The organism is Taylorella asinigenitalis MCE3, from assembly GCF_000226625.1.
Lineage (GTDB): Bacteria > Pseudomonadota > Gammaproteobacteria > Burkholderiales > Burkholderiaceae_B > Taylorella > Taylorella asinigenitalis.
In genome coordinates this window covers 1,193,038-1,216,031 of sequence record NC_016043.1, presented here as the reverse complement: position 1 = coordinate 1,216,031, position 22,994 = coordinate 1,193,038, and the positions used below count along the sequence as shown (strand labels likewise).

The window sequence follows — 22,994 nt, the reverse complement described above, 5'->3', positions numbered from 1 at the left end:
TATGCGTAAATTATTGAGTGGATTGATTTGTGTGGTTGGGTTCACATTAAACATGGGAACTTCATTTGCTCAAACTCAAGGAGAGGAGTTGGTGTTTACCTCTATCTCAGTTTCACCTAGATCACAGCTTAAAAATTTTATAAGTAATGTTCAGTCGGCTTCTGGAACTTTTGAACAAGCTCAGGTTGTTATGGGATGGGGTGCTGCAGAAGGGCAAACTTTAAAAACATCTGATTTGCAAAAGGGTGAATTTATCTTCGAGCGCCCAGGTAAATTCTTATGGATTGTAAAAGAGCCGCTCGAACAACAAATAGTGTCTGATGGAAAAAAACTTTATCAGTACGATCCAGATTTATTGCAAGTTACTGAACGTAACGTTAAGCAGGCCATCGGTACATCTCCTGCCTCGATTCTATTTGGTAATTCTAAAATCGAAGAGAGTTTTAAACTTACAAATCTACCCGAAAAAGAAGGCTGGTTGCGTGCTACACCCAAACAATCTGATTCAGGTATGAAGTACCTTGATATACATTTAGTGGACTCTAAACCAGTAGAAATTCTTATACTCGACTCATTCGATAAAATGACCTCGATTAAATTCACTTCTCTTAAAGAGGGGAATCCAAAAGGTTCTTCAGCTTTTAAACTTCAAAACATACCTAAAAACGTAGATCGAGTTAAGCTATGAATTCGCCACTAGCAGAAAGGTTGCGTCCGAAAACCCTTGATGAGGTTGTAGGGCAACGGCATCTGCTAGATGTTGGTAAACCTCTATACACAGCTTTCAAATCTGGACGTCTCCACTCTATGATTTTTTGGGGACCTCCTGGGGTCGGAAAAACTACTCTTGCTCGGTTGATGGCTAATGGTTTTGATGCAAACTTTATAGCGATTTCTGCAGTATTGGGTGGCGTTAAAGATATACGTGATGCGGTTGCATCGGCTCAAGCAGCACAAAATCTAGGTCAAAAGACCATTTTATTTGTGGATGAAGTTCATCGATTCAATAAATCACAACAAGATGCATTTTTACCGTATGTTGAAAGTGGGCTATTTACATTTATAGGTGCGACCACTGAGAATCCTTCATTTGAAGTAAATTCGGCTTTGCTCTCACGGGCACGAGTGTATGTCTTAGAGCCATTGACATCTGAAGATTTAAAGCAACTATATGCCAGGGCATTAAAACTATTGAATGAGCAAAATGCGACATTTAATCTTGAGGATGAGGCACTGGAACTTTTAATTCAGTGGTCTGATGGGGATGCACGTAGATTTTTAAATAATTTAGAGATCGTGTTTGAAGCGGCGGATGTTGAGGGCGTGAGCATTGCCACAAAAGAGCATATTGAGAAGTATTTAACGCAAAATGCTAGGCGATTCGATAAGGGGGGCGAAGTTTTTTATGATCAAATTAGTGCCTTACATAAATCTGTGCGAGGCTCTGATCCGAACGCCTCGTTATATTGGTTTTGTCGTATGCTTGATGGTGGAGTTGATGTAAGCTATTTGTCGCGTCGCATTGTGCGTATGGCTTGGGAGGACATTGGGCTTGCGGATCCGCGTGCCATGCAAATTGCAAATGATGCGGCAGCTACATTCGAACGACTTGGCAGTCCTGAGGGCGAGTTGGCATTGGCTCAGGCTGTGATTTATCTTGCAGTGGCCCCTAAATCTAATGCGGGATATAAAGCCTTTAATGAAGCGAAAGCTTTTGTCGCTAAGGATACGAGTCGTTCGGTGCCATTACATTTACGCAATGCACCTACGAAGCTTATGAAAAACATGAATTATGGTTCTGCATACAGATATGCACATGATGAGCCTGAGGGCTATGCGGCAGGAGAGAATTATTTTCCAGAGGGTATGCGTACGCAAAATTGGTATCGACCTGTTATGCGGGGACTTGAGTCGCAGATTGCTCAAAAATTAGAAAAACTAAGAGAGCTTGACCGTGAGTGGGTGGAGAAGCACGGGAACATTGCCACAAAAAAAGACTAAAATAGTCATTTTTCATCCGTACGTTTTAGATTATGTTAGATATTGCATTACTACGCAAAGATTTGGATTTTGTGAAGGCTCAGCTTGCACGCAGAGGTGTGAGTTTTGATGAGGCTCGTTTTCAACAATTGGAAGAGGAGCGTAAGGCTGTTCAGGTTGAAACTGAGCAATTGCAAGCCTCGCGTAATGGTATTGCTAAGCAAATAGGGCAGGCGAAATCTAAGGGCGAGGATGCTTCGGATTTAATGAAACAAGCAGCGGAGATTCCTGAAAAATTAAAGGCTTTGGAAGCGAAATTAAGTGGGATCAAAGAGTCGCTTGAATCTATGTTGCATGGGATTCCAAATCTGCCACATGCGTCTGTGCCTGATGGGGCGGATGAATCGCAAAATGTTGAGCTTAAGCGATGGTTACCTGGTAGCGGTTATGTGGATTCTTCTGTAGGTGTGGAGCCATTGGGTTTTGAGCCTAAGGATCACGTAACTTTGGGCGAGCCATTGGGACTTGATTTTGATTGTGCGATAAAGCTTACGGGATCACGTTTTTCTTTTATGAAAGGTGGTATCGCACGTCTTCATAGAGCTCTAGCTCAATATATGTTAAATACGCATACTGCTGAGCATGGCTATACGGAATGCTATACGCCGTATATCGTCAATAGTTCTACACTTTTTGGTACTGGTCAATTGCCTAAGTTTAAGGAGGATATGTTCTGGGTCACTAAAGGTGGTGAGGGCATGGATTCTGATTCAGAGGTGGCTGAACAGAAAGAAGATTTATATTTAATATCAACAAGTGAAATTACACTCACTGGCACAGTAAAAAATTCGATTGTTGCGGAAGCGGATTTGCCTATGCGATTGACGGCTCACAGTCCATGCTTTAGGTCTGAAGCTGGGAGCGGTGGTCGTGATACAAGAGGAATTATCCGTCAGCATCAATTTGATAAAGTTGAGATGGTGCAAATTGCACATCCAGAAAAATCTTATGAGGCTTTAGAAGAGATGCTTGGGCATGCAGAGAAGATATTGCAAGCGTTGGCATTGCCATATAGAGTTGTGCAGTTGTGTACTGGAGATATGGGATTTAGCTCAGCAAAAACTTATGACTTAGAGGTATGGATTCCTTCACAAAATACTTTCCGCGAGATTTCATCGGTATCTAATTGTGAGGCGTTTCAAGCACGTCGTCTTCAAGCGAGATTTAAAAACTCAGCAGGCAAAAATGAATTTGTTCATACATTAAATGGCTCAGGAGTTGCTGTGGGTCGTGCTCTTGTGGCGGTTATGGAAAATTATCAAACTGAGAAAGGCGAGATTGAAATTCCTGAAGTGTTGCGTGCGTTTATGGGCTGCGAAAAATTATGTTAGTTGTATTGTCACCAGCGAAAAGTCTTGATTTTGATTCGCCGCTTAAGACGGAATCGTTCACTGAGCCTATGAATCTTGCGAAGTCCAAAGAATTAATGGATATTTTGAAGAAGTGTTCGGAAAAAGAATTGATGAAGCTTATGGGCATTAGTGAGGCTTTAGCGGAATTAAATTTTGAACGCAATCAGACATGGACTAAAAAACATACTTTGGAGAATTCCAGACAAGCGATATTGGCTTATAACGGTGATGTGTATGAAGGGTTGGATGCGAGGGCATTGACACAAGGGAAATTAAAATGGGCTCAAACAAGGGTGGCCATTTTAAGTGGCTTATATGGTGTATTGCGACCGCTTGATTTAATTCAACCACATCGATTAGAGATGGGTACGAAACTTAAAAACGCTGCAGGGTCTGACTTATACAAGTTCTGGAAAGAGTCACTTACTAAGCAAGTGTGCGATTTAGTGCATGAGTCTGGGTCCAATGTGCTTGTAAATCTTGCATCAGATGAGTATTTCAAAGCTTTGGATGCAAAAGCTTTAGAGGCGGCTGGGATTCGTATCGTGAAGTGTATCTTCCAAGAACTTCGTGGTGATATGTACAAAATAATTAGCTTTAATGCGAAAAAGGCACGCGGACTTATGACGCGATTTATTATCGATAATAAGATTGTGAAGCCTGAAGGCATGCAGGGCTTTGATATTGAGGGGTATGCATTTGATGCGGATGCCTCAGATGAGGGCAATTTTTATTTTAGAAGGTCGGTTTGACCTTGATTAATTTATCGCCATCAATTAGACTTATTAACTTATGACAGTAACCTAACGGTCAAAAGCTGTTAGGGTACTTATCTATTTCGTACTTTAGCAGCGTATTTCGCATTGCGGAGTAGGTCGATGCTTCGATGAATACGAGATGTTCATTTGTGGAGGGGCTCTGTGAGTACCTAAGCACTATGAAGATTGCGTTAATTCAACGAGGTGTAAGTTGGCCCGCAAAGCAAGTAATGAAAGGATTTTCTTATGGAACTTATCGGAGCAGAAATATTGGTTGAGTGCCTTGCAGAACAAGGCGTGAAGCACGTATTCGGATATCCTGGTGGTGCAGTTCTCTATATCTACGACGCCATCCAAAAACAAAAACACTTTGAACATATATTAGTAAGACATGAACAGGCAGCTGTACATGCGGCCGACGCATATGCACGTGTAACTGATCAAGTTGGTGTATGTGTTGTTACTAGCGGTCCAGGACTAACGAATGCAGTCACGGGCATTGCCACAGCACATATGGATTCTATTCCACTTGTTGTTATTAGTGGGCAGGTGGGCACAAAATTTATTGGTCAGGATGCATTTCAAGAGTGTGATGCTATAGGTATTACGCGACCATGTGTTAAACATAATTTTCTTGTAAATGATGTGCGAGATTTGGCGGATGTTGTGCGCAAAGCATTTCATATTGCTCGCACAGGAAGGCCAGGTCCAGTGCTTATCGATATACCAAAAGATGTATCGATGACACCGTGCAAATTTTCTCCACCTGAGGGTGAAGTTAAGATTCGTTCATATAACCCAGTAGTGAAAGGGCATGCGGGCCAAATTAAGAAGGCGGCTCAGATAATTGCAAGTGCCCAAAGACCCATAATTTTAGCGGGTGGTGGGGCGATACTATCTAATGCTTCGGCTGAGCTTAAGGAACTTGTGGAATTAACAAATGCATCATGTTCATTGACACTAATGGGTCTTGGAGCAGTGCGTGCGGATAATAAAAATTATCTTGGAATGCCTGGAATGCACGGCACATATGAGGCGAATATGGCTTTGCATTATTGTGATTTACTAATTGCTGTAGGCACTCGTTTGGATGACCGTATTATAGGAAATGTCCGGAATTACAATTCATTGCCACGAAAAATAATTCATATCGATGTAGATCCATCTTCAATTTCTAAGCGCGTAAAAGCGGATGTCCCTATTGTTGGAGATGTGCGTGAGGTGCTGTTGGAGCTTAATGCATTGCTTGCTAGCGATGGACGATTTAGTGAAAAATATCGCACTCATAACGAGCAATGGTGGAAGCAAATCGAGGAGTGGCGTTCTAAAGACTCACTCTCATATGACCGTGAATCGCAACTTATAAAGCCACAATACGTACTTGAAACTTTATGCAAAATGACGGGCGGAGATGCGTATATTACTTCGGATGTGGGACAGCATCAGATGTGGACGGCTCAGCATTATCGTTTTAATCAACCGAGACATTGGATAAATTCGGGTGGTTTGGGAACCATGGGTGTTGGTCTTCCATATGCGATGGGTGTTTTGAAAGCGAAGCCTGATGCGACTGTTGCATGCATCACGGGAGAGGGTTCAATTCAGATGAATATTCAGGAATTGGCTACTTGTAAGCAATATGGTTTTAATCCGAAGATTCTATGCTTAAATAATCGCTATCTTGGTATGGTACGTCAGTGGCAGGAGCTTGAGTATTCGAAACGATACTCGCAATCGTATATGGAATCATTGCCAGATTTTGTGAAATTGGTAGAGGCGTATGGGCATGTCGGTATGCAAATTGAGACTAAGGCTGATGTGGAACCTGCTATGCGTGAGGCTTTTGGAAAATACAAGGATAGGCTTGTGTTCTTAAATTTCATAACCGATAGAGATGAGAATGTTTGGCCTATGGTTCAAGCAGGGAAAGGGCTTACTGAGATGCTCTTAAATCCAACACATGCACGTGAAGTATTAGGCATTAAAGGAGAGGCATAATGAAACATATACTTTCCATTTTGCTTGAAAATGCCCCTGGTGCTCTCTCTCGTGTAGTCGGCTTATTTTCAGCTCGTGGTTATAACATTGAGACTTTGACTGTAGCACCGACTGAAGATAATTCGGTTTCGCGCCTTACGATAACTACAACGGGGTCAGCAGATGTAATTGAGCAGATAACTAAGCATTTGCATCGCATAGTTGATGTAATAAAGGTGGTGGACCTTACAGATGCGGAATATGTAGAACGCGAGCTTATGTTGGTTAAGGTGCGTGCGGTAGGGAAAGAGCGCGATGAAGTTATGCGTTTGTCACAGATTTTCCGTGGTCATATTGTTGACGTGACAGATAAATCTTACACCGTTGAGCTCTCTGGAACTCAAGAAAAAAATAATGCTTTTCTAAAAGCACTGGATCATTCGGCCATACTTGAAACCGTAAGAACGGGCATTACTGGTGTTGGACGAGCAGAACGAATTTTGAAATTATAAATAGGAGAAAATATGAAAGTTTTTTACGATAAAGATAGCGACTTAAGTTTAATTAAGGGTAAACAAGTTGCCATAATTGGATATGGTTCACAAGGCCACGCACATGCATTGAATCTGCACGATTCAGGAGTAAATGTTGTTGTTGGTGTGCGTAAAAATGGTGCTTCTTGGAAAAAGGCCGAGAATGCAGGTCTTAAGGTAGCTGAGGTTGCTGATGCCGTTAAATCTGCTGATTTAGTTATGGTTTTATTGCCAGACGAGAGCATTGCCGACGTATATAAAAAACAAATTCATGAAAATTTACGTGAGGGTGCGACATTAGCATTTGCTCACGGATTCAATATTCACTATGGTCAAGTTGTTCCACGGAAAGATATTGACGTAATAATGATTGCTCCTAAAGCTCCAGGACACACAGTTCGTGGCACATATACGCAAGGTGGGGGCGTACCAGCTCTTATCGCCGTATATCAAGATGAGTCAGGAAAAGCACGCGACCTTGCCCTCTCTTATGCTTCTGCTATAGGTAGTGGCCGTGTAGGCATTATTGAGACTACGTTCAAAGAGGAAACTGAAACTGACCTATTTGGTGAGCAAGCTGTTCTTTGCGGCGGTGCAGTAGAGCTTATTAAAGCTGGGTTTGAGACTTTGGTTGAAGCTGGCTATGCCCCTGAGATGGCGTATTTTGAATGTCTTCACGAATTAAAACTTATCGTCGATTTGATTTATGAAGGCGGTATCGCAAATATGAATTACTCAATTTCGAATAATGCTGAGTATGGTGAATACGTTACTGGTCCTAAAGTTATTACAGAACAAAGCAAGGTGGCAATGCGTGAGTGCCTCAAAGATATTCAGTCAGGCGACTATGCGAAGAATTTTATCCTTGAAAATGCTGCGGGAGCTCCTACTTTATCCTCTCGTCGTAGAATCAACTCTGAACACCAAATCGAGAAGGTTGGTGCTCAACTTCGTGCGATGATGCCTTGGATTGCGAAAAATAAATTGGTTGATCAAAGTAAAAATTAAATTGAGGGATGCGAAAGCATTGCCACAAATATAAAATAACACCCGACCTGATTTGGTCGGGTTTTTTATTTGAATATTAGGGTTTTGTATTAGTTACAAGCCCTAGATTTTTTGGTATTAATTAGTAATTGTTTTTTTGGAGTCCATATGGAACAATTCAATCAGCTTATTAATACAGTAAGCGGGTTTGTGTGGGGACCTATTATGCTCACACTTTTGGTAGGGACAGGTATTCTTTATACGATTCGCCTGGCTTTTCTACAATTCAGACTTCTCCCATTTGCATTAAAACAAGCCTTCACTTCAAGGGAGGAAAGCGATGGGCATGAGGGAGATGTTTCTCATTTTGGTGCTCTTATGACTGCATTATCCGCAACTATCGGGACTGGTAATATTGCGGGTGTGGCTACTGCAGTTGTGCTTGGCGGCCCTGGGGCTATTTTTTGGATGTGGGTGACTGCGATATTCGGACTTGCTACTAAGTATGCGGAGGCGATTTTGGCCGTTAAGTACCGCATCGTAAATGAAAAGGGCGAGATGAGCGGCGGTCCTATGTATTATCTTGAAAGAGGGTGCAAAATGAAATGGTTAGCTGTTTTATTTGCATTTTTCGCGATAGTGGCTTCTTTTGGTATTGGTAGTTCTGTGCAATCAAATTCTGTAGCTGCTTCTGTGCAGGCTAGTTTAAATATTGATCCTTGGATTACTGGTGTAGTGCTTACTGTTCTCACTGCAATTGTGGTTTTAGGTGGTATTAAGTCTATCTCTCGTGCGGCTTCTATTATCGTGCCTATTATGGCTGTGGTATATGTTTTAGGCGGATTGTTTATTATTTTTAGCAATGTAGATTTACTTGTACCAGCTATAAAAAGCATTATCTCCGATGCGTTTACAGGAGAGGCTGTAGCTGGTGGTGCGGTATATGCAGTAATTCGATATGGTGTTGCTCGCGGTGTATTTTCTAATGAAGCTGGTATGGGTTCTGCACCTATTGCCGCTGCTGCAGCTAAAACTGACCATCCTGGACGTCAAGCATTGATTTCTATGACAGGCACATTCCTAGATACGATAGTAGTATGTAGTATTACTGGTATTGTATTGGTTATGGGTGATATGTTTATTGGGGGAGAAACTGGGGCTGCTTTAACAACATCAACTTTCGAAGCTATGCTTCCTGGCCTTGGCGGTGCTTTAGTTACATTCGGTCTTGTTTTCTTTGCGTACTCTACAATATTGGGTTGGTGTTACTACGGTGAAAAATGTGCAACCTATCTTTTTGGTGAGCGTGCTTTAAATATTTATCGCCTTGTTTATGTAGCTACTGTAATGATGGGTACGGTCTTAAGTTTGGATTTAGTTTGGAATTTAGCTGACACATTTAATGGCTTAATGGCTATACCGAACTTAATTGGTTTAATTATTCTATCTGGTGTAGTAGTTAAAGAAACTAAGGATTTCTTAGATAAAAGAAAATCAGGTGAATTAAGTTAAAAAGAAAGCGACCAAATAGGTCGCTTTTTTATTAGAAGCTAAATCCGAATCCGACGCCAAATCCCCAAAATGGATATGGCCAACCCCAATCGGGTTCATACATAGGATCAGGGCCTGAGTGTCTGTGAGTTACTTTGGTTTCATCTCCCCCAAAATATACATGCATTAATGCTGGCCAAGTGCCATCCTTCTCGTAACGATAGGTCCAAATAAGAGCTCTCTTTTCGCCGAACCCCAATCTTTCAATTTCATAGGGATGTCCAAAAGAACATAAAACATCTTGTTGAGTCCAAGTACCAGTATCTAATCTAGCAAAAGATTTCTCAGTGTGTACCTCAGTGAATGGTCCAACTGTACCACTTGCATTAACTTGTGCACCTACAACATCACCTGCTGAAGCACTTCCCCACAGATAATATTGAGAACCATCGGAACTGATAGGGCAAGAGTGCTGAGGATTACCTAAGACTTTATTTACTTCGGTAATATTGCTGTTTGGTGGGATATCCCTAAACGTTGTGCATGCAGTCAATGCAACTGTTGCAATTAAGCTAGAAATAAGTTTAAGGTTCATAATAACACCAGAAAATTATGTTTTCTTATATGTTTATAGTAAAATAATCGATTAATTTTGTAAACGCTTAAAAAAGCATAATTAATCTCACGCTTAGGATAAATTTTTATAAATAATTTCTTGCCTAAGCGCTTGTAATTATAAGGAAATTATATGTCAGTTCAAGATATTAATACTAAAGAAATCATTTCAAAATTTTCACGCACTGAGGGTGATACTGGATCTCCAGAAGTTCAAATTGCACTTTTGACAGCCCGTATTAATGAGTTAAATACTCACTTTAAAGAACACGTTAAAGATCACCACTCTCGTCGTGGTCTTCTTCGCATGGTCAGCCGTCGTCGTAAACTTCTTGATTATTTAAAAAATCGCAAGCCATCTACGTATTCTGAACTTATCAAAGAATTAGGTATTCGTAAGTAATAAAGCTTTTGCTTTGAAAGACCGCTCTCAGTTGAGCGGTTTTTTTGTGCTATATAATAATAAATTACGAAGATTTTTAGTTCGCTTTCAAAATGTACAGTGTCTTGGTGCATTAACGTGATGAGAGCATTTTTTAGGAAAATTTATGTTTAATAAATTCAGTACTTCTTTCAAGTACGGTGACCATGATGTCACTATCGAAACAGGCGAAATCGCTCGCCAAGCCTCAGGTGCAGTTGTTGTTACTATGGGTGGTACAGTAGTTTTAGCCACTGTAGTTGCAGCTAAAGAAGCAAAAGCTGGTCAGGATTTTTTCCCTCTTACAGTTGATTATGTAGAAAAAGCCTATGCTGCTGGTCGTATTCCAGGAGGCTATTTCAAACGTGAGGGCAAACCTACAGAAAAAGAAACTCTTACTTCCCGTCTTATCGATCGACCTTTAAGACCGTTATTCCCAGAGGGATTTTATAACGAGGTTCAAGTCATTGTTCATGTTTTATCTGTTGATCCTGAGATTGACCCAGACATTGCCTCTATGATTGGTAGTTCTGCTGCTTTAGCTGTTTCGGGTGTTCCTTTTAATGGACCTCTAGGGGCAGCTCGCGTAGGTTATATCGATGGTCAATATGTTTTAAATCCAACTGAATCTCAAATTAAAGATTCTCAAATGGACTTAGTAGTTGCTGGTACTGAACAAGCCGTTCTTATGGTTGAATCTGAGGCTAAACAACTATCAGAAGATGTTATGCTCGGCGGTGTGGTGTTTGGGCACGAACAACTTCAATTGGCTATCAACGCTATTCATGAATTAGTTAAACAAGCTGGTAAACCTGAATGGGATTGGGTTGCCGCTCCTAAAAATGAAGAACTTATTTCTGCTGTACGTGAACAAGCGGAAGCTTCTTTAAAAGAGGCTTATTCAATTCGAGAAAAACAACTACGTTCAAATAAATTAAAAGAAGTTTCTGCTCAAGTTAAAGAATCTTTAGCTAAAAAGGCTGAGGAAGCTAAGACTGATGCTCCAGATGAAGTCGAAATCGATAATATACTGTTTGATTTAGAAGCTTCAATTGTTCGTGGTCAAATCTTAAATGGTGAACCTCGTATTGATGGTCGTGATACACGTAGTGTACGACCTATATCTATAAGATTAGGTGTATTGCCACGCACTCATGGTAGTGCATTATTTACTAGAGGTGAAACACAAGCATTAGTTGTAGCTACATTAGGCACAAAACAAGATGAACAAATCGTTGATTCTGTTATGGGCGAAGTTCGCGAACACTTTATGCTTCACTATAATATGCCTCCATTTGCAACAGGTGAAGTCGGTCGTTTCGGTAGTCCTAAACGTAGAGAAATTGGACATGGCCGATTAGCGAAAAGGGCATTGGTAGCTACATTGCCAAATCAAGATGATTTCCAATATACCATTCGTTTAGTTTCTGAAATTACTGAATCAAACGGCTCATCTTCTATGGCTTCTGTGTGCGGCGGTTCATTGGCTATGATGGATGCAGGAGTCCCAGTAGAAGACCATGTTGCAGGTGTTGCGATGGGTCTAATCAAAGAGGGAAATAAATTTGCAGTTCTAACTGATATTTTAGGTGATGAGGATCATCTAGGTGATATGGATTTTAAAGTTGCGGGTACCGAAAAGGGTATTACAGCTTTACAAATGGATATCAAAATCCAAGGTATCAACAAAGAGATTATGCAAGTTGCCTTAGCTCAAGCACGTGAAGGTCGTATGCATATTCTTGGAAAAATGAGGGAAGCAATTTCAGGTTCTCGTGAGGAACTCTCATCTTTTGCACCTCGCATGATTAGTATGACTATTAATCCAGAAAAAGTTCGTGACGTTATCGGTAAAGGTGGGGCTACTATTCGTTCATTAACAGAAGAAACTGGATGCCAAATTGAAATTACAGATGATGGACACATAACCATTGCCAGCGCAGATTTGGAAGCGGCACAAGAAGCTCAAAGACGTATCGAGGAGCTTACAGCTGAGGTAGAAATCGGGAAAGTGTACGAGGGTACTGTAATCAAGATGCTTGATTTTGGCGGTGTTCTTCAAATCTTGCCTGGAAAAGACGGGCTATTGCATATCTCTGAAATTGCGAATTTCCGCATTAAGGATATTAACGATGTGCTTTCGATTGGACAGAAGGTTAACGTTAAGGTCATTGAATCTGATGATCGTGGACGTATTCGTTTATCGGCTAAAGCTATTGGTGGAATTCCAGGATTGGTTGACCCAAATGCAAAAGAATCTAATTCGGAAGAGAGTGAAGGGAAGGATTCTGTAGTTCAGCAAAACGATCAATCTGATTTAGAGTAGTTATTTCTAGCATATTTTGAAGAAAAAGGGTGTCTTTTGGGACACCCTTTTTTATGTTTAAAAAAATAATTGCCTCAATGAATTGTATATATATCTAATAAATTGTAAAATTTTGTAATTTCAAATTTTCAATCAATTCAATTTTTAAGTGCTATGAAAAATATTAAATTTAATGCGATAAGCCTAGCTATCGCATCTGCTTTGATTACGCTTGCAGGCAGTGCTGCGGGGGGGGGTACTGGATCTTATGAACATGGCCCAGGAAGTACTGCTGAGGGCGATAATGCCGTTTCCATAGGTAAGGACAGTAAAGCTGATGGAGAAAATTCAGTTGCTATAGGTCAGGATGCTAAAGCCAAGGAATTTAGATCTGTAGCTATAGGATTGACTTCTTATGCGAATGCATATAATTCTATAGCTCTAGGTTATTTAAATTTCAGTAATGGAGATTATTCAGTTGCGTTGGGGGCTCAAAATAGTACAACTGGATTTATGTCTTCTGCTTTAGGTTTTAATAACAGCGCTCATGGAAAATTTTCGGCCTCGGTTGGGAAAAGTAATGTAACTAATGGCGAAAACTCTGCAGCTATAGGCGTTGAAAATACTGCTGAAGGGAAAGGTTCATCCTCTTTTGGCTATTTAAATAAAGCGTTAGCTGAAAGTTCTTCTGCTGTAGGATTTAATAATAAGGCTGAAGCTGTGCTATCAAATGCCTTTGGTGCTTTTAACAAGGCTTTTGCGGAAAAATCTACGGCTATGGGGTATTCAAATACAATAAACAAAGGTGCTACAAATGCAATAGCTATTGGATACAGTAATACAGCAGATGGTACAGCAAAATTTGGTACAGCACTGGGTTATAGTAATTTTATAGATGGCGAGAAATCTACTGCTTTAGGTTTCCGAAATAATACGGTTGAAAAATACACTACAGCAGTTGGTTATAAAAATAATGCTCAGTTTGAGGGGGCTTCAGCAATAGGTTATGATAACTTTGCTTATGGAAAGTATTCGTCAGCTGTTGGCTATGATAACACAGCAAATGGTATATATTCCGTATCGATTGGAAGTCTTAACGAAACTAATTCTACAAAGGGAACGGCAGTCGGATATACCAGTAAAGTTCTTGAAGCCGCATACGGTGGTGTTGCAATTGGTGCTTCAGCTAAATCTGAAACCTTTAAATCTGTAGCATTAGGTACTGGATCTGAAACAAAAAGAACATACGGAATTACTGGCACAGCCACAAATCCAAATAGTGTTGTCCTTACAGCCCCAGAAGATATTTATTTAGGTAATGAAAAATATTTGGATGTATCAGAAAGTAAGGTACGAGATACCTTCAAAGGTAACCTTGGTGAAATCTCTGTGGGAAATGAAAATGCAACCCGTCAAATCACCCACGTAGCTGCGGGTTCGAGTGATACAGACGCTGTTAATGTCGCACAACTTAAAGCCTTAGRAAAAAAATTAGTTAGTGCTACTGGAGGTTCAGACCCACAACCCCCACAACCCCCACAACCCCCCACAACCCCCCTAATCCTCCTCAACCCCCCAGAAGTTGATTTAACACCCTTGCACGAAAAAGATAAAGTTCACGACGAAGAAATCGCTAAATTGAAAGAAAAAGATGGCTCTCAAGATAATTTAATCAAAGAGCTTCAAAAAAGAGATACTAAAATCGAGCAAACAATCTCTCAAATCCAACAGTCTAATACTAGTATTTCAAATTCTATTACAGAACTAAAAGAGAAGGATAAACAACTCGAAAACGCAATCGCTAAAAACTCAAAAGCTACAAAAGCTGGAGTAGCTCAGGCGTTAGCGGCGGGGACATTGCCACAATCAACTATTCCAGGAAAAGGACTAGTTTCTATAGGCGGTGCTACTTATTCAGGCGAGTATGGTTATGCAGTGGGCTTCTCGTACCTAACACCAAATCAAAGAGTTATTATTAAAGCTAGTGCTTCAGGTAACTCAGGTAAAAGTGTTGGCGTAGCAGCGGCTGTAGGCTTCCAATTCCACTAATCTATCAATGAAAAGGGTGTCTTTTGGGGGGCACCCTTTTTTTCACATTATCTAAAATCGCAGTCCCAGGTTTAAAGAAAAATTCCTTCCCATCTGTGAGACATATGGCAATGCAGAGTTATGTATCCGAACTTTATGATTTAAAAGATTATCGCCTCGCAAATCCATCGTGAAAGTCATATCTTTGAATTTCTTCTCATACTGAACTCCCACTCCAAGCAAGCCATATCCCTTAGTCGGCAATTCACGCACCTCATATTTAACTAAGCTCTCATCCTCAGGCGTATCGATATCATCCCTATGCGACCTATCCGCTAAAGTCGATACACTAATTTTGTCCTGATCGAACACATGCAAATAATCGATCGAGAATGCCCAGCCATTATTAAACTTGCTCTCCCATCGCAAGCCCAACCTAGCAGGCGGCAAACGAGGCGGTGTTCTATCAGGTCGCTCAATTTTATTTATGCCAATCACATCCCAGCAAGAGGTCCATTCCTCCCACTCTTCGTCATAGCACTCGTATTCAGGACCATATATTTTCGCCCCTTTAAAATCCGAAAATCCACTCAATTTACCGTTTACAACATCGCCCATAACAGTGAATTTGTGATTTTCGTTAAAGCGAAACGTAATGCTTCCCTCAAGCCCATAAATTCTAGCTTTCGATTGAGCAAACCGCCGCATATATAAAGTCTCATCTCTGGCAATGTCTTCGTTAAATATATAGTTTTCGAAATTATTCACGTATGCACTTAGATTCGCCTCCCAGTGTTCAGAATAAAAACTAAGACCTAATTCAAAATTGTTTGAAGCTTCGGGTTTTAGATTTTTATTTCCATGTTCAAATGAGTGGGTGGCAAGATGTTTGCCGTGAAAATATAGCTCCATAGGCGAAGGAAGCCGTTCATTGTGTGAAATCGTGCCAGACAGAGATAAATAATCGTTTATATCCCATATCATCCCTAGAGACATTGATATTGCATGTTCATCATATGCAGAGTAGTCAGGGTCCTTATGTTCAAATGCTATCGGCTTAGTTATGCCAAACGCTTTTCTATGTCTCTCTAAAATATCGAAATCGTAATTTATATCGATATGTTGTCGCTCATAACGAAAGCCGGCGGATAAGAGAACATTGCCAACGCGGAGCTGCTCCAGACCAAAAAAACTAATCTGTTTTAGTTTATGAGGTGGCAATAAATGCCGTGGATCGGCTTCACTCAAATCCACGCCTGAAAGCCATGCATTCACCTGATCGGTGGGCAGATAGGGGATTTGAGCGATGCTATCGAGAGTCTGATATTGCATGCCAAATACGCCTTTTAACCCATCGACAGGCTTGTGATGGAATTCAAGACGCAAATTGTGCCCCTTGTGACTGAAGTTCGCCGTCGGATGGCCATAATTTATAAGCTCATCGAAATTCTTAGTCTGCTCATTTTGAACCCCAGGGTCTTTTTCATCATGAAAATAATCTGAGTATGTATAGGAAAGATTGATTTTCTCAATTCCAGCGAACGGATTCTTCAGCTCGCCTCGCACATCCCATTTTTTCGTATGCATATCGATCCACGGACCAGATGAATAATTTTCAAAATTCACAGGCTTACCAGGCTCATGCAAGACACCATCGTGATAATGTGCTCGCCGACACCTATCAAAGTGCGGAAAGCCGATTATATCTTCATCTTCCATAAGATGAGGATAGGGTCCAAGCCAATATTTTTCCCATGTCATAAAGTGCTCAGCACATGTATCAAATTCATGATTGTGGCCTGGAATACCATATTTATCGCGACGATCCCGATATGCCACGCCTAGCATGGCTTTATCTGAGACAAAGGAAAGACCAAGCGATGCGACTTGCGATTTATTGTACGAATCGGGCATGGTGGTCGTATCAGCTCCATTAATTTTCATGGATGGGACTTTGTAGTTGCCCGCATTTCTTTTAAGACCCTCTAAGCGAAGAGCGAGAAATTTTCCAATGGCAAATGTCGCCCCTATGGTGCCAACTTTTTCATTATTATTGGTGTTATATCGAACTATGGCCTCACCTTCATAGCCTTTTGCAGGAATTGAAGTCGGAACACTATTATCTATAACATTGATCACACCAGCTGGCGATGCAGATGCGTAGAGCAAGGTGGGGGTACCACGGAGAATTTCAACTTGGGATGATAAAAGCGTATCTGCAGCAACTACGTGATCAGGAGAGATGGCTGATGCATCGATTACTTCCATATTATTATTCAGGATCTTGATGCGCACACCTTCTTGAGCACGTATTACGGGCCTGCTCGCACCGCCTCCGTATGCGTTTGAGTGAATGCCAGGCTGATTTGAAAGAGCATTGCCCAAAGTGGCAGATCTCATTTTAAGGACTTCTTTCTCTACTATTGAGTCCGATGGCTTTTTGGCTTGTAAGGGCGATGAATGAAAGGTGGCAATGCTCTCCTCTACATCAATATCTTCTATTTCCTGAGTCTGAGCAGCTACTATATTTGAGAATCCTAGCAAGGATAATGTAACTAGCAAATATTTATGAAAATACATAATCATATCCAAAAATTAGTTTAGAAAATGATTTCATAATATTGTTAATGCAATGTGATTTTCGTGGCTTTTGCGGGGTAACAAATTGTAATTTCGGGCGTAAAAAAGGCCCACTAAAGTGAGCCTAAAATTTATGCGATTTAAATTATCTTAGATCGCTATTGTATGTTGGATTGGTGTGCAGTTTATAGGGCACCTTGTTGGATCATAGAATCCGCAACTTTTCTAAACCCAGCAATATTAGCTCCCAAAATTAGGTTATCAGGTTGACCAAATTCCTCTGCAGTTTGAGATGCAAGAGTAAAGATATGAGACATAATGTTTTTAAGACGATTATCGACTTCTTCAAATGTCCATACACTCATACTAGCATTTTGTGCCATCTCTAATTGGCTTACAGCAACACCTCCTGCATTAGCCGCTTTAGCTGGACCATAAAGCAATTTAGCTTCTAAGAATGCTTTAGCTGCCTCTGCAGTAGATGGCATATTTGCACCTTCAGAAACTAGTTTTACTCCATTGTTAATTAGATGTTTTGCATCTTCTTCATTGATCTCATTTTGAGTAGCACATGGGAAAGCTATATCAGCCTTAGTATTCCAAAGAGGGTTATATCCTTCTGGATAAGACGAGCGAGGAGTATATTTAGCATCAGAATGGCGTTTTGCATACTCTTCTAGAGAGTTATTTGCGTTAGATTTAATCTCAGCTAAAGTATCAAAATTAATACCAGCTTCATGATAAATAAATCCGCGTGAATCACTGCAAGTAACTGGTTTTGCACCAAGCTCGATAAGTTTTTTGATGGTGAACATTGCTACATTTCCAGCACCAGAAACTAAAGCAACTTTACCTTCTAATGAATCGCCTTTAGCTTTAAGCATATTTTGAGCGAAATATACGCAACCAAATCCAGTAGCTTCTGGGCGTGCTAGAGAACCGCCCCAATTCAAGGATTTACCAGTAAGTACACCCTCATAAGAACCAGTTAGACGTTTATACTGACCATATAAATATCCAATCTCACGAGCACCGACGCCAATATCACCTGCAGGAATATCAATAGTGTCGCCAATATGACGATATAGCTCAGTCATAAATGATTGGCAGAAACGCATAATTTCGTTATCTGATTTACCTTTAGGGTCGAAGTTCGAACCACCTTTTGCACCACCGATAGGTAAGCCTGTCAATGCATTTTTGAAGATTTGCTCAAAACCTAAGAATTTAATAATACCTGCGTTTACGCTTGGATGGAAACGAAGCCCGCCTTTATATGGACCAATAGCAGAATTAAATTGAACACGGAAGCCTTTATTTACTTGAACTTGGCCTTTATCGTCTACCCAGCATACGCGAAAGAATATTTGACGCTCTGGCTCAACGATACGTTGCAAAATATTGTGCTCTTGATATTTTTTTTCTTTTTGGAATAAGGGTTCAAGCGACTCTACAACTTCTTCTACAGCTTGATAAAACTCAGGCTGAGCTGGGCTTGATTTTTTTAAATCATTTAATGTTTGTTCAATTAAATTTGGCATATATTTTTCCTATAAAAAATTTTATTTACAAACTTCTCTTACTTTCATCGGAGCGGCAGCGGCATTCACCATTTTTGTAAGCTGAGAAGCATTAATAGCTTTAAATACTTTTCCGCCTGTTATTGTAGCTAAGCAATTCGCTGCTCCAGTACTTCCGATATCTACAACATTAATTTTAAGCTTAGGCTTTTTGTTTTTTGTGCTCGAAGCGACACTACAAATATTTGGTCCACACGTACTCGCACCATCACTTAGAACCAAAATAAATGCTTCACGATTAACCCCATCCACCATATTTGCCGCTTTTTGAATGCCGTTTGCTAGTACAGTACCACTACTATTATTTGTATTCATGCGATTAATGGTGCTTTTAAGTTGTGATCTCCTAGAAGGTGGAAAAAWTCCATGGTTCGTAGCTGAAGGGCATCTATCAAGTGAAATAAATCCTATGTCGATATACGGGTCGATTTTATTGATAATTGAATTTGCCGCTTTTTTTGCGGTTTCAATTCTAGTTGGTCCTGTAGGTTTCATCAAGCTACTTGGAGCTCCAAAGCCAGAAAGCATAGAGTTGAGTAATTGAGCCTCTAAATTAGCCATAGAACCATCCATTGATTGAAGCATAGACATGGAATTGTCAAACACTATAACCATCTGAGGACGCTCTTGTGGTGTAAGCTCCTTACTACATACTGGCCCCTTAGGTTTTTGGACAACTTTCTTAACGGGTTCCTCTTTTTTTACAACCTTAGGTTTTGGTGCGGGCTTAGGCTCTGGTTTCGGTTCAGGTTTGGGTTCTGGCTTAGGCTCAGGTTCAGGTTCAGGCGGTCTCGGTGGCGGTTTTACAGCCAAAGGATCGTCAAGTTCAAATGCAGGTTCTATAGGCTCTATTGCTGGCTCTGGTGGTGGAGGAGGGGGTGGCTTAGGCCTCGGAGGCTCAGGAACATTAATATCTGGAATATTAATTTTTATAACTGGTGCAGGGCGATTGTCAATAATTTTTGGTGCAGGCGGTGGGTCATTTTTCTTAACTACGGCTGTTTTGGATCCCCAGTTAAACCAATCTCCAAACCATTGATTTAACCTATCGGTGCCGCGGATATATCTATCCCAAAGCCACCATCCAAGACCAATCAATAAAAGTAAAATTAATAGCCACCAAAGCCACGCAAAGCTCCTACGTTTACTCGCTACAGGTGCCAATGGCGGTGCCGCCGCTACTGGTGTCGCATCAACCCATCCCACAAGGACAGGTTCATTATTAATGACATAGATTTTCTTGCTACTTGATTGAGCTGTGGCAAGCAGGCTATTTATAGATGCATAGTCCTCAGGTGAAATTTCCCCCTGGGATTTAAGGTGAGTAAGATAGTCTCGGATAGCTGTAAGCTTGTTTGAGATCTTTGCTGCTATCTCAGGCGATAAATCCTTTTCTGGAACCTCATAGGCTTGCCCCTCAAGCGTCGTATACCATTCGACCATGTCCCCCTTTACTACTGGTTCTGCAAGAATAGTAAAGGTGCTCGGTGGCAATGAACTTCTAAATAATGAATAAAGGGATTGAAATTTAAGAAATAAATCAATAGAGCCCTGGTTATGTTCACTGTACGGGGTTCTTGTTAATCTCTGCATTTAATCCCTCAGTATTTATAATTTATTTGATCTTCTTAGCTTTTCTAATTGCAAACGTTTTGCCTTTAAAGAATTGTCCTCTGAAGGTGTGGCAATGCTTTCCGTACCATCTTCACTTCTACTATTTCTAAATGCAGATTGTGCACGTTTTTTATTATTTAGATCTTCCTGCATCTTTTTGTTGGATGTACTTAGGCGATTAGATTCTCTTTGTTTAGCATTTCTCTGTGCTCTAGTGGCCTTACGTTTACTCTCAAGTTGAGACTTTTTGTAATTGAGCTGTTTGTTTCGATACTGTTCAGCATTAAGATTTGCTTCTTTCTGCTCAATACGTTTGTCGTAGCTGCCACTTGTAGAACATCCAAGCTTATCGAAAAAGTTCATTTCTACATTTGGGTCACAAGTTTGAGGGCTTGACTGGCATGCAGCCAAAACCGCACAAAGTATAGGTGCAGTGATATATAACTTCATATGATATCCTTAAGCCTTAATAGCTGAACGGTTTCGTCTAGCTATGGCAATGAGTTTTTTTTGCTTAGCAATTTTGCCGTCGAGAATTCTTCTTTGAGCATCAGCTTGTGCAGTATTTAACTTAGCGGCTCTAGCTTGCCTAATGTTCTGAACAGATGCAGTTCTTTCGTTCTCTAAAGTTTTAACTAGAGATTCCATCTCTTGGATATTAGCGTCTAATTCACGTTTTTCCTGTCTTATACGTGCACTAGAAGCCCTCTTAGCCGCAATATCACGATTTAATTTATCAATTTTACGTCTATCACTATTAATCGTAGCTTGTGTTTGACTAACGATTTCCGTTGAAATTTGATTGATTTGCTTTAAGCGTCTAGTTTCAGCAGCTAGGGCATCTTCTTGATTTCTATAGCTTACTCTTTCACGTTCAAGTAAATAGTTACCCCCAACACCTGCACCACAACCTAATGATGCTCCTACAGCTAAACCGAGTGCAGGGTCATTGTCGTGAGAAGAGTTAATCAGTAAACCGATTACACCACCGATAATACCACCTACAGCACAAGCCATTTGACCAGATTGGCTAAATGGATCAGCCTTTTTCTTTCCGTATTGATCAGTGCCAGTAGTTTGGCAAGCCATTAAGGCGGTTGAAAAGAATACAGATATACCGATTTTTTGAAACTTATTCATAAGCACCCCTTTTGTTACACATTAATAATAGCAAATTTCCTATTGAGATTTGATATCTGTGCAATTTTTAAGCCATTCATCACGTTTAACTTTGCCATCTTTGTAAAAAGTTGAAAGATGTTTCCAATAAACATTTACATATTCATTGAGATTCGATCTACGTCTTTTTTGCATTTTGGAGATAACGGGTTCTATCTGACTTTCAATTAAATCGTAAGGGTAGTTTGTTGCGGTCGCTACCAAGTTGTCCGCATAATATCGAACTACAAAATCTCTTGCTCTAAGCCCTTCTTCAGCAATCACCTTAAGGTCAGGGCATTCCTGCTCAAAAGTGGTATCACCTGGCTGACAAAGAGTTTCATATCTTGCCTTTTTCTCATCATAAGCTGATTGTAAATCTGAGGAGTTTGCACAAAGAAAGGCACCTAGCTGAATATTGGATTGAACCGCAGAATTTCTTTGTTCGTCTTTAGCTTGATTAGAGGCCCTTAATGCATCTTCTAATTTTTTAAGCTCAGCTTTTTGTTTCTCATCGTTAAGAGCTTTTGTGATATCAGTAAGATTATCGACGATTTTGCTATCACCGTTTTTAGACTCTTTTCCTAATTTTTGCCACTCATTATTTAGTTCTTGAACACGTTTATTAGAAGTAACAATAGGGGTTACAACAGCCACCCTAAATCCTACTTCTTTAGATGAATAGGCAGTGCCAGAGGAATTGTAATAAGGGGCTTCCACACGGAAGGCACTAGAGATTTGCTCTTGAGGAGTAAGAAAACTTCCGCCTCTAATTGTGATACCACCACTTTGACCGTGATAGCGATCGAGTTTGTTCATTCGAAAAGAATCGAGAACATACTCGGAAGCATTGCCAAGGATATCATGTAAACCAACAGGATTAGGTTCAAGAAGACCACCTAACTGCAACTTCCCGTTCGAAGATGAGCTCCCAGCAAACCAAACCGTTTTCTGCAAAGACTCTTGATGCGGGTATACTTTTTCGCGAAATTCCGACTCGCTCACATTATTTGCACCACGAGCCGCATACTCCCACTCAGTGTTAGTAGGCAGGCGTACAAAGCCCGAAGTTCCATCATCTTTCGGAAGTTTATCGGGATGATTAGCTAGCAACCACTCAGAGTATCTTTTTGTGAAATGAACGGCCTCAAACCATGAAATATTAGTAGCTGGAAGGCGACCTTTCATATTTGCTTTAGGACATTCGCCGTCAATTCCTTTCATAATAGAATCGTACTGAAGCTGTGAAACTTCATATTTGCCCATTAAAAAATAGCGATCGCCGCCCTTATCTGGAAAGCTTCCAGAAATATAGTTTGGCGTTGCGTGTTCCGAAAAACCTTGCTCAGAAGAATCATCACCTAAAATAATGGGCTTGTCCTCAAGCGGTTTCTTTGTATCTGTATGCACGATTCTAAAAGCCATCGAACCATCGCACGGCATAGGAAGAAACACAGTGTCATCGCTCGGTTTTGGATCGAAGAATTTCGCATCCCAAGCAGCCGTGGCATTAGACTGCATGCCAAAAATAAAACTTGATATAACAAATACCGTT

The 22,994-nt window shown here is 40.6% G+C and carries 18 protein-coding genes; 11 read left to right on the top strand and 7 right to left on the bottom strand.

Translation table 11 applies throughout. From position 1 onward, the window contains the following. Position 1 precedes the first annotated feature (1 nt). The 8 genes from lolA (at position 2) to TASI_RS05710 (ending at position 9,159) form a co-directional block, all read left to right on the top strand. Positions 2-688, top strand: a complete 687-nt coding sequence (gene lolA, locus TASI_RS05745) for an outer membrane lipoprotein periplasmic chaperone LolA (RefSeq protein WP_014111822.1) — start codon at positions 2-4, stop codon at positions 686-688. Continuing rightward, a complete protein-coding gene (locus tag TASI_RS05740) occupies positions 685-2,001 on the top strand; it encodes a replication-associated recombination protein A (RefSeq protein ID WP_044978106.1) in 1,317 nt (438 codons plus the stop codon). Before lolA ends, TASI_RS05740 begins: the two co-directional genes overlap by 4 nt. 32 nt (positions 2,002-2,033) lie before the next feature. Next, entirely contained in the window at positions 2,034-3,371 is a 1,338-nt protein-coding gene (serS, locus tag TASI_RS05735; RefSeq protein ID WP_014111820.1) for a serine--tRNA ligase, read from the top strand. Next, on the top strand, positions 3,365-4,144 hold the full coding sequence (yaaA, locus tag TASI_RS05730; protein ID WP_014111819.1) for a peroxide stress protein YaaA: 780 nt from the start codon (positions 3,365-3,367) through the stop codon (positions 4,142-4,144). The genes serS and yaaA overlap by 7 nt, the downstream gene beginning before the upstream one ends. A 252-nt stretch (positions 4,145-4,396) precedes the next feature. Further along, positions 4,397-6,148 carry a biosynthetic-type acetolactate synthase large subunit gene (gene ilvB, locus TASI_RS05725; RefSeq protein ID WP_014111818.1) on the top strand — a complete coding sequence of 584 codons (1,752 nt, stop codon included), beginning with the start codon at positions 4,397-4,399 and terminating at the stop codon, positions 6,146-6,148. Next, complete coding sequence (ilvN, locus tag TASI_RS05720) at positions 6,148-6,639, top strand: acetolactate synthase small subunit (protein ID WP_014111817.1); 492 nt, start codon at positions 6,148-6,150, stop codon at positions 6,637-6,639. The genes ilvB and ilvN overlap by 1 nt, the downstream gene beginning before the upstream one ends. A 12-nt stretch (positions 6,640-6,651) precedes the next feature. After that, complete coding sequence (ilvC, locus tag TASI_RS05715; protein ID WP_014111816.1) at positions 6,652-7,668, top strand: ketol-acid reductoisomerase; 1,017 nt, start codon at positions 6,652-6,654, stop codon at positions 7,666-7,668. A gap of 147 nt (positions 7,669-7,815) precedes the next feature. Beyond that, positions 7,816-9,159: an alanine/glycine:cation symporter family protein gene (locus TASI_RS05710; RefSeq protein WP_014111815.1), complete on the top strand. Its 1,344-nt coding sequence runs from the start codon at positions 7,816-7,818 to the stop codon at positions 9,157-9,159. A 31-nt stretch (positions 9,160-9,190) separates the two neighbouring features. Here TASI_RS05710 and TASI_RS05705 read toward each other — a convergent pair whose 3' ends face one another. Further along, positions 9,191-9,733, bottom strand: a complete 543-nt coding sequence (locus TASI_RS05705; RefSeq protein ID WP_014111814.1) for a hypothetical protein — start codon at positions 9,731-9,733, stop codon at positions 9,191-9,193. A 153-nt stretch (positions 9,734-9,886) separates the two neighbouring features. Here TASI_RS05705 and rpsO point away from each other — a divergent pair, with 153 nt between their 5' ends. The 3 genes from rpsO (at position 9,887) to TASI_RS05690 (ending at position 14,528) form a co-directional block, all read left to right on the top strand. Beyond that, positions 9,887-10,156, top strand: a complete 270-nt coding sequence (rpsO, locus tag TASI_RS05700; protein WP_014111813.1) for a 30S ribosomal protein S15 — start codon at positions 9,887-9,889, stop codon at positions 10,154-10,156. A gap of 145 nt (positions 10,157-10,301) precedes the next feature. Then, positions 10,302-12,500 carry a polyribonucleotide nucleotidyltransferase gene (pnp, locus tag TASI_RS05695; protein WP_014111812.1) on the top strand — a complete coding sequence of 733 codons (2,199 nt, stop codon included), beginning with the start codon at positions 10,302-10,304 and terminating at the stop codon, positions 12,498-12,500. A 153-nt stretch (positions 12,501-12,653) separates the two neighbouring features. After that, positions 12,654-14,528 (top strand): YadA-like family protein, encoded by a 1,875-nt coding sequence (locus tag TASI_RS05690; RefSeq protein ID WP_014111811.1) that lies wholly within the window; start codon positions 12,654-12,656, stop codon positions 14,526-14,528. 51 nt (positions 14,529-14,579) lie between these two features. Here the strand turns inward: TASI_RS05690 and TASI_RS05685 are convergent, their stop codons facing one another. The 6 genes from TASI_RS05685 to TASI_RS05660 all read right to left on the bottom strand — a co-directional run bounded on the left by TASI_RS05685 (position 14,580) and on the right by TASI_RS05660 (position 22,960). Next, positions 14,580-17,087, bottom strand: a complete 2,508-nt coding sequence (locus TASI_RS05685) for a TonB-dependent receptor (RefSeq protein ID WP_014111810.1) — start codon at positions 17,085-17,087, stop codon at positions 14,580-14,582. Positions 17,088-17,272: 185 nt separating this feature from the next. Continuing rightward, a complete protein-coding gene (gdhA, locus tag TASI_RS05680; RefSeq protein ID WP_014111809.1) occupies positions 17,273-18,628 on the bottom strand; it encodes an NADP-specific glutamate dehydrogenase in 1,356 nt (451 codons plus the stop codon). A 21-nt stretch (positions 18,629-18,649) separates the two neighbouring features. Then, a complete protein-coding gene (locus TASI_RS08070; protein ID WP_044978100.1) occupies positions 18,650-20,260 on the bottom strand; it encodes a vWA domain-containing protein in 1,611 nt (536 codons plus the stop codon). Positions 20,261-20,275: 15 nt separating this feature from the next. Beyond that, positions 20,276-20,731 (bottom strand): hypothetical protein, encoded by a 456-nt coding sequence (locus TASI_RS05670; RefSeq protein WP_014111807.1) that lies wholly within the window; start codon positions 20,729-20,731, stop codon positions 20,276-20,278. Positions 20,732-20,740: 9 nt separating this feature from the next. Further along, the gene (locus TASI_RS05665; RefSeq protein WP_014111806.1) at positions 20,741-21,421 is read right to left on the bottom strand and encodes a hypothetical protein; all 681 of its coding nucleotides are present in this window, start codon (positions 21,419-21,421) and stop codon (positions 20,741-20,743) included. Positions 21,422-21,460: 39 nt separating this feature from the next. Beyond that, on the bottom strand, positions 21,461-22,960 hold the full coding sequence (locus tag TASI_RS05660; RefSeq protein WP_014111805.1) for a formylglycine-generating enzyme family protein: 1,500 nt from the start codon (positions 22,958-22,960) through the stop codon (positions 21,461-21,463). Between the last annotated feature and the right edge of the window lie 34 nt (positions 22,961-22,994).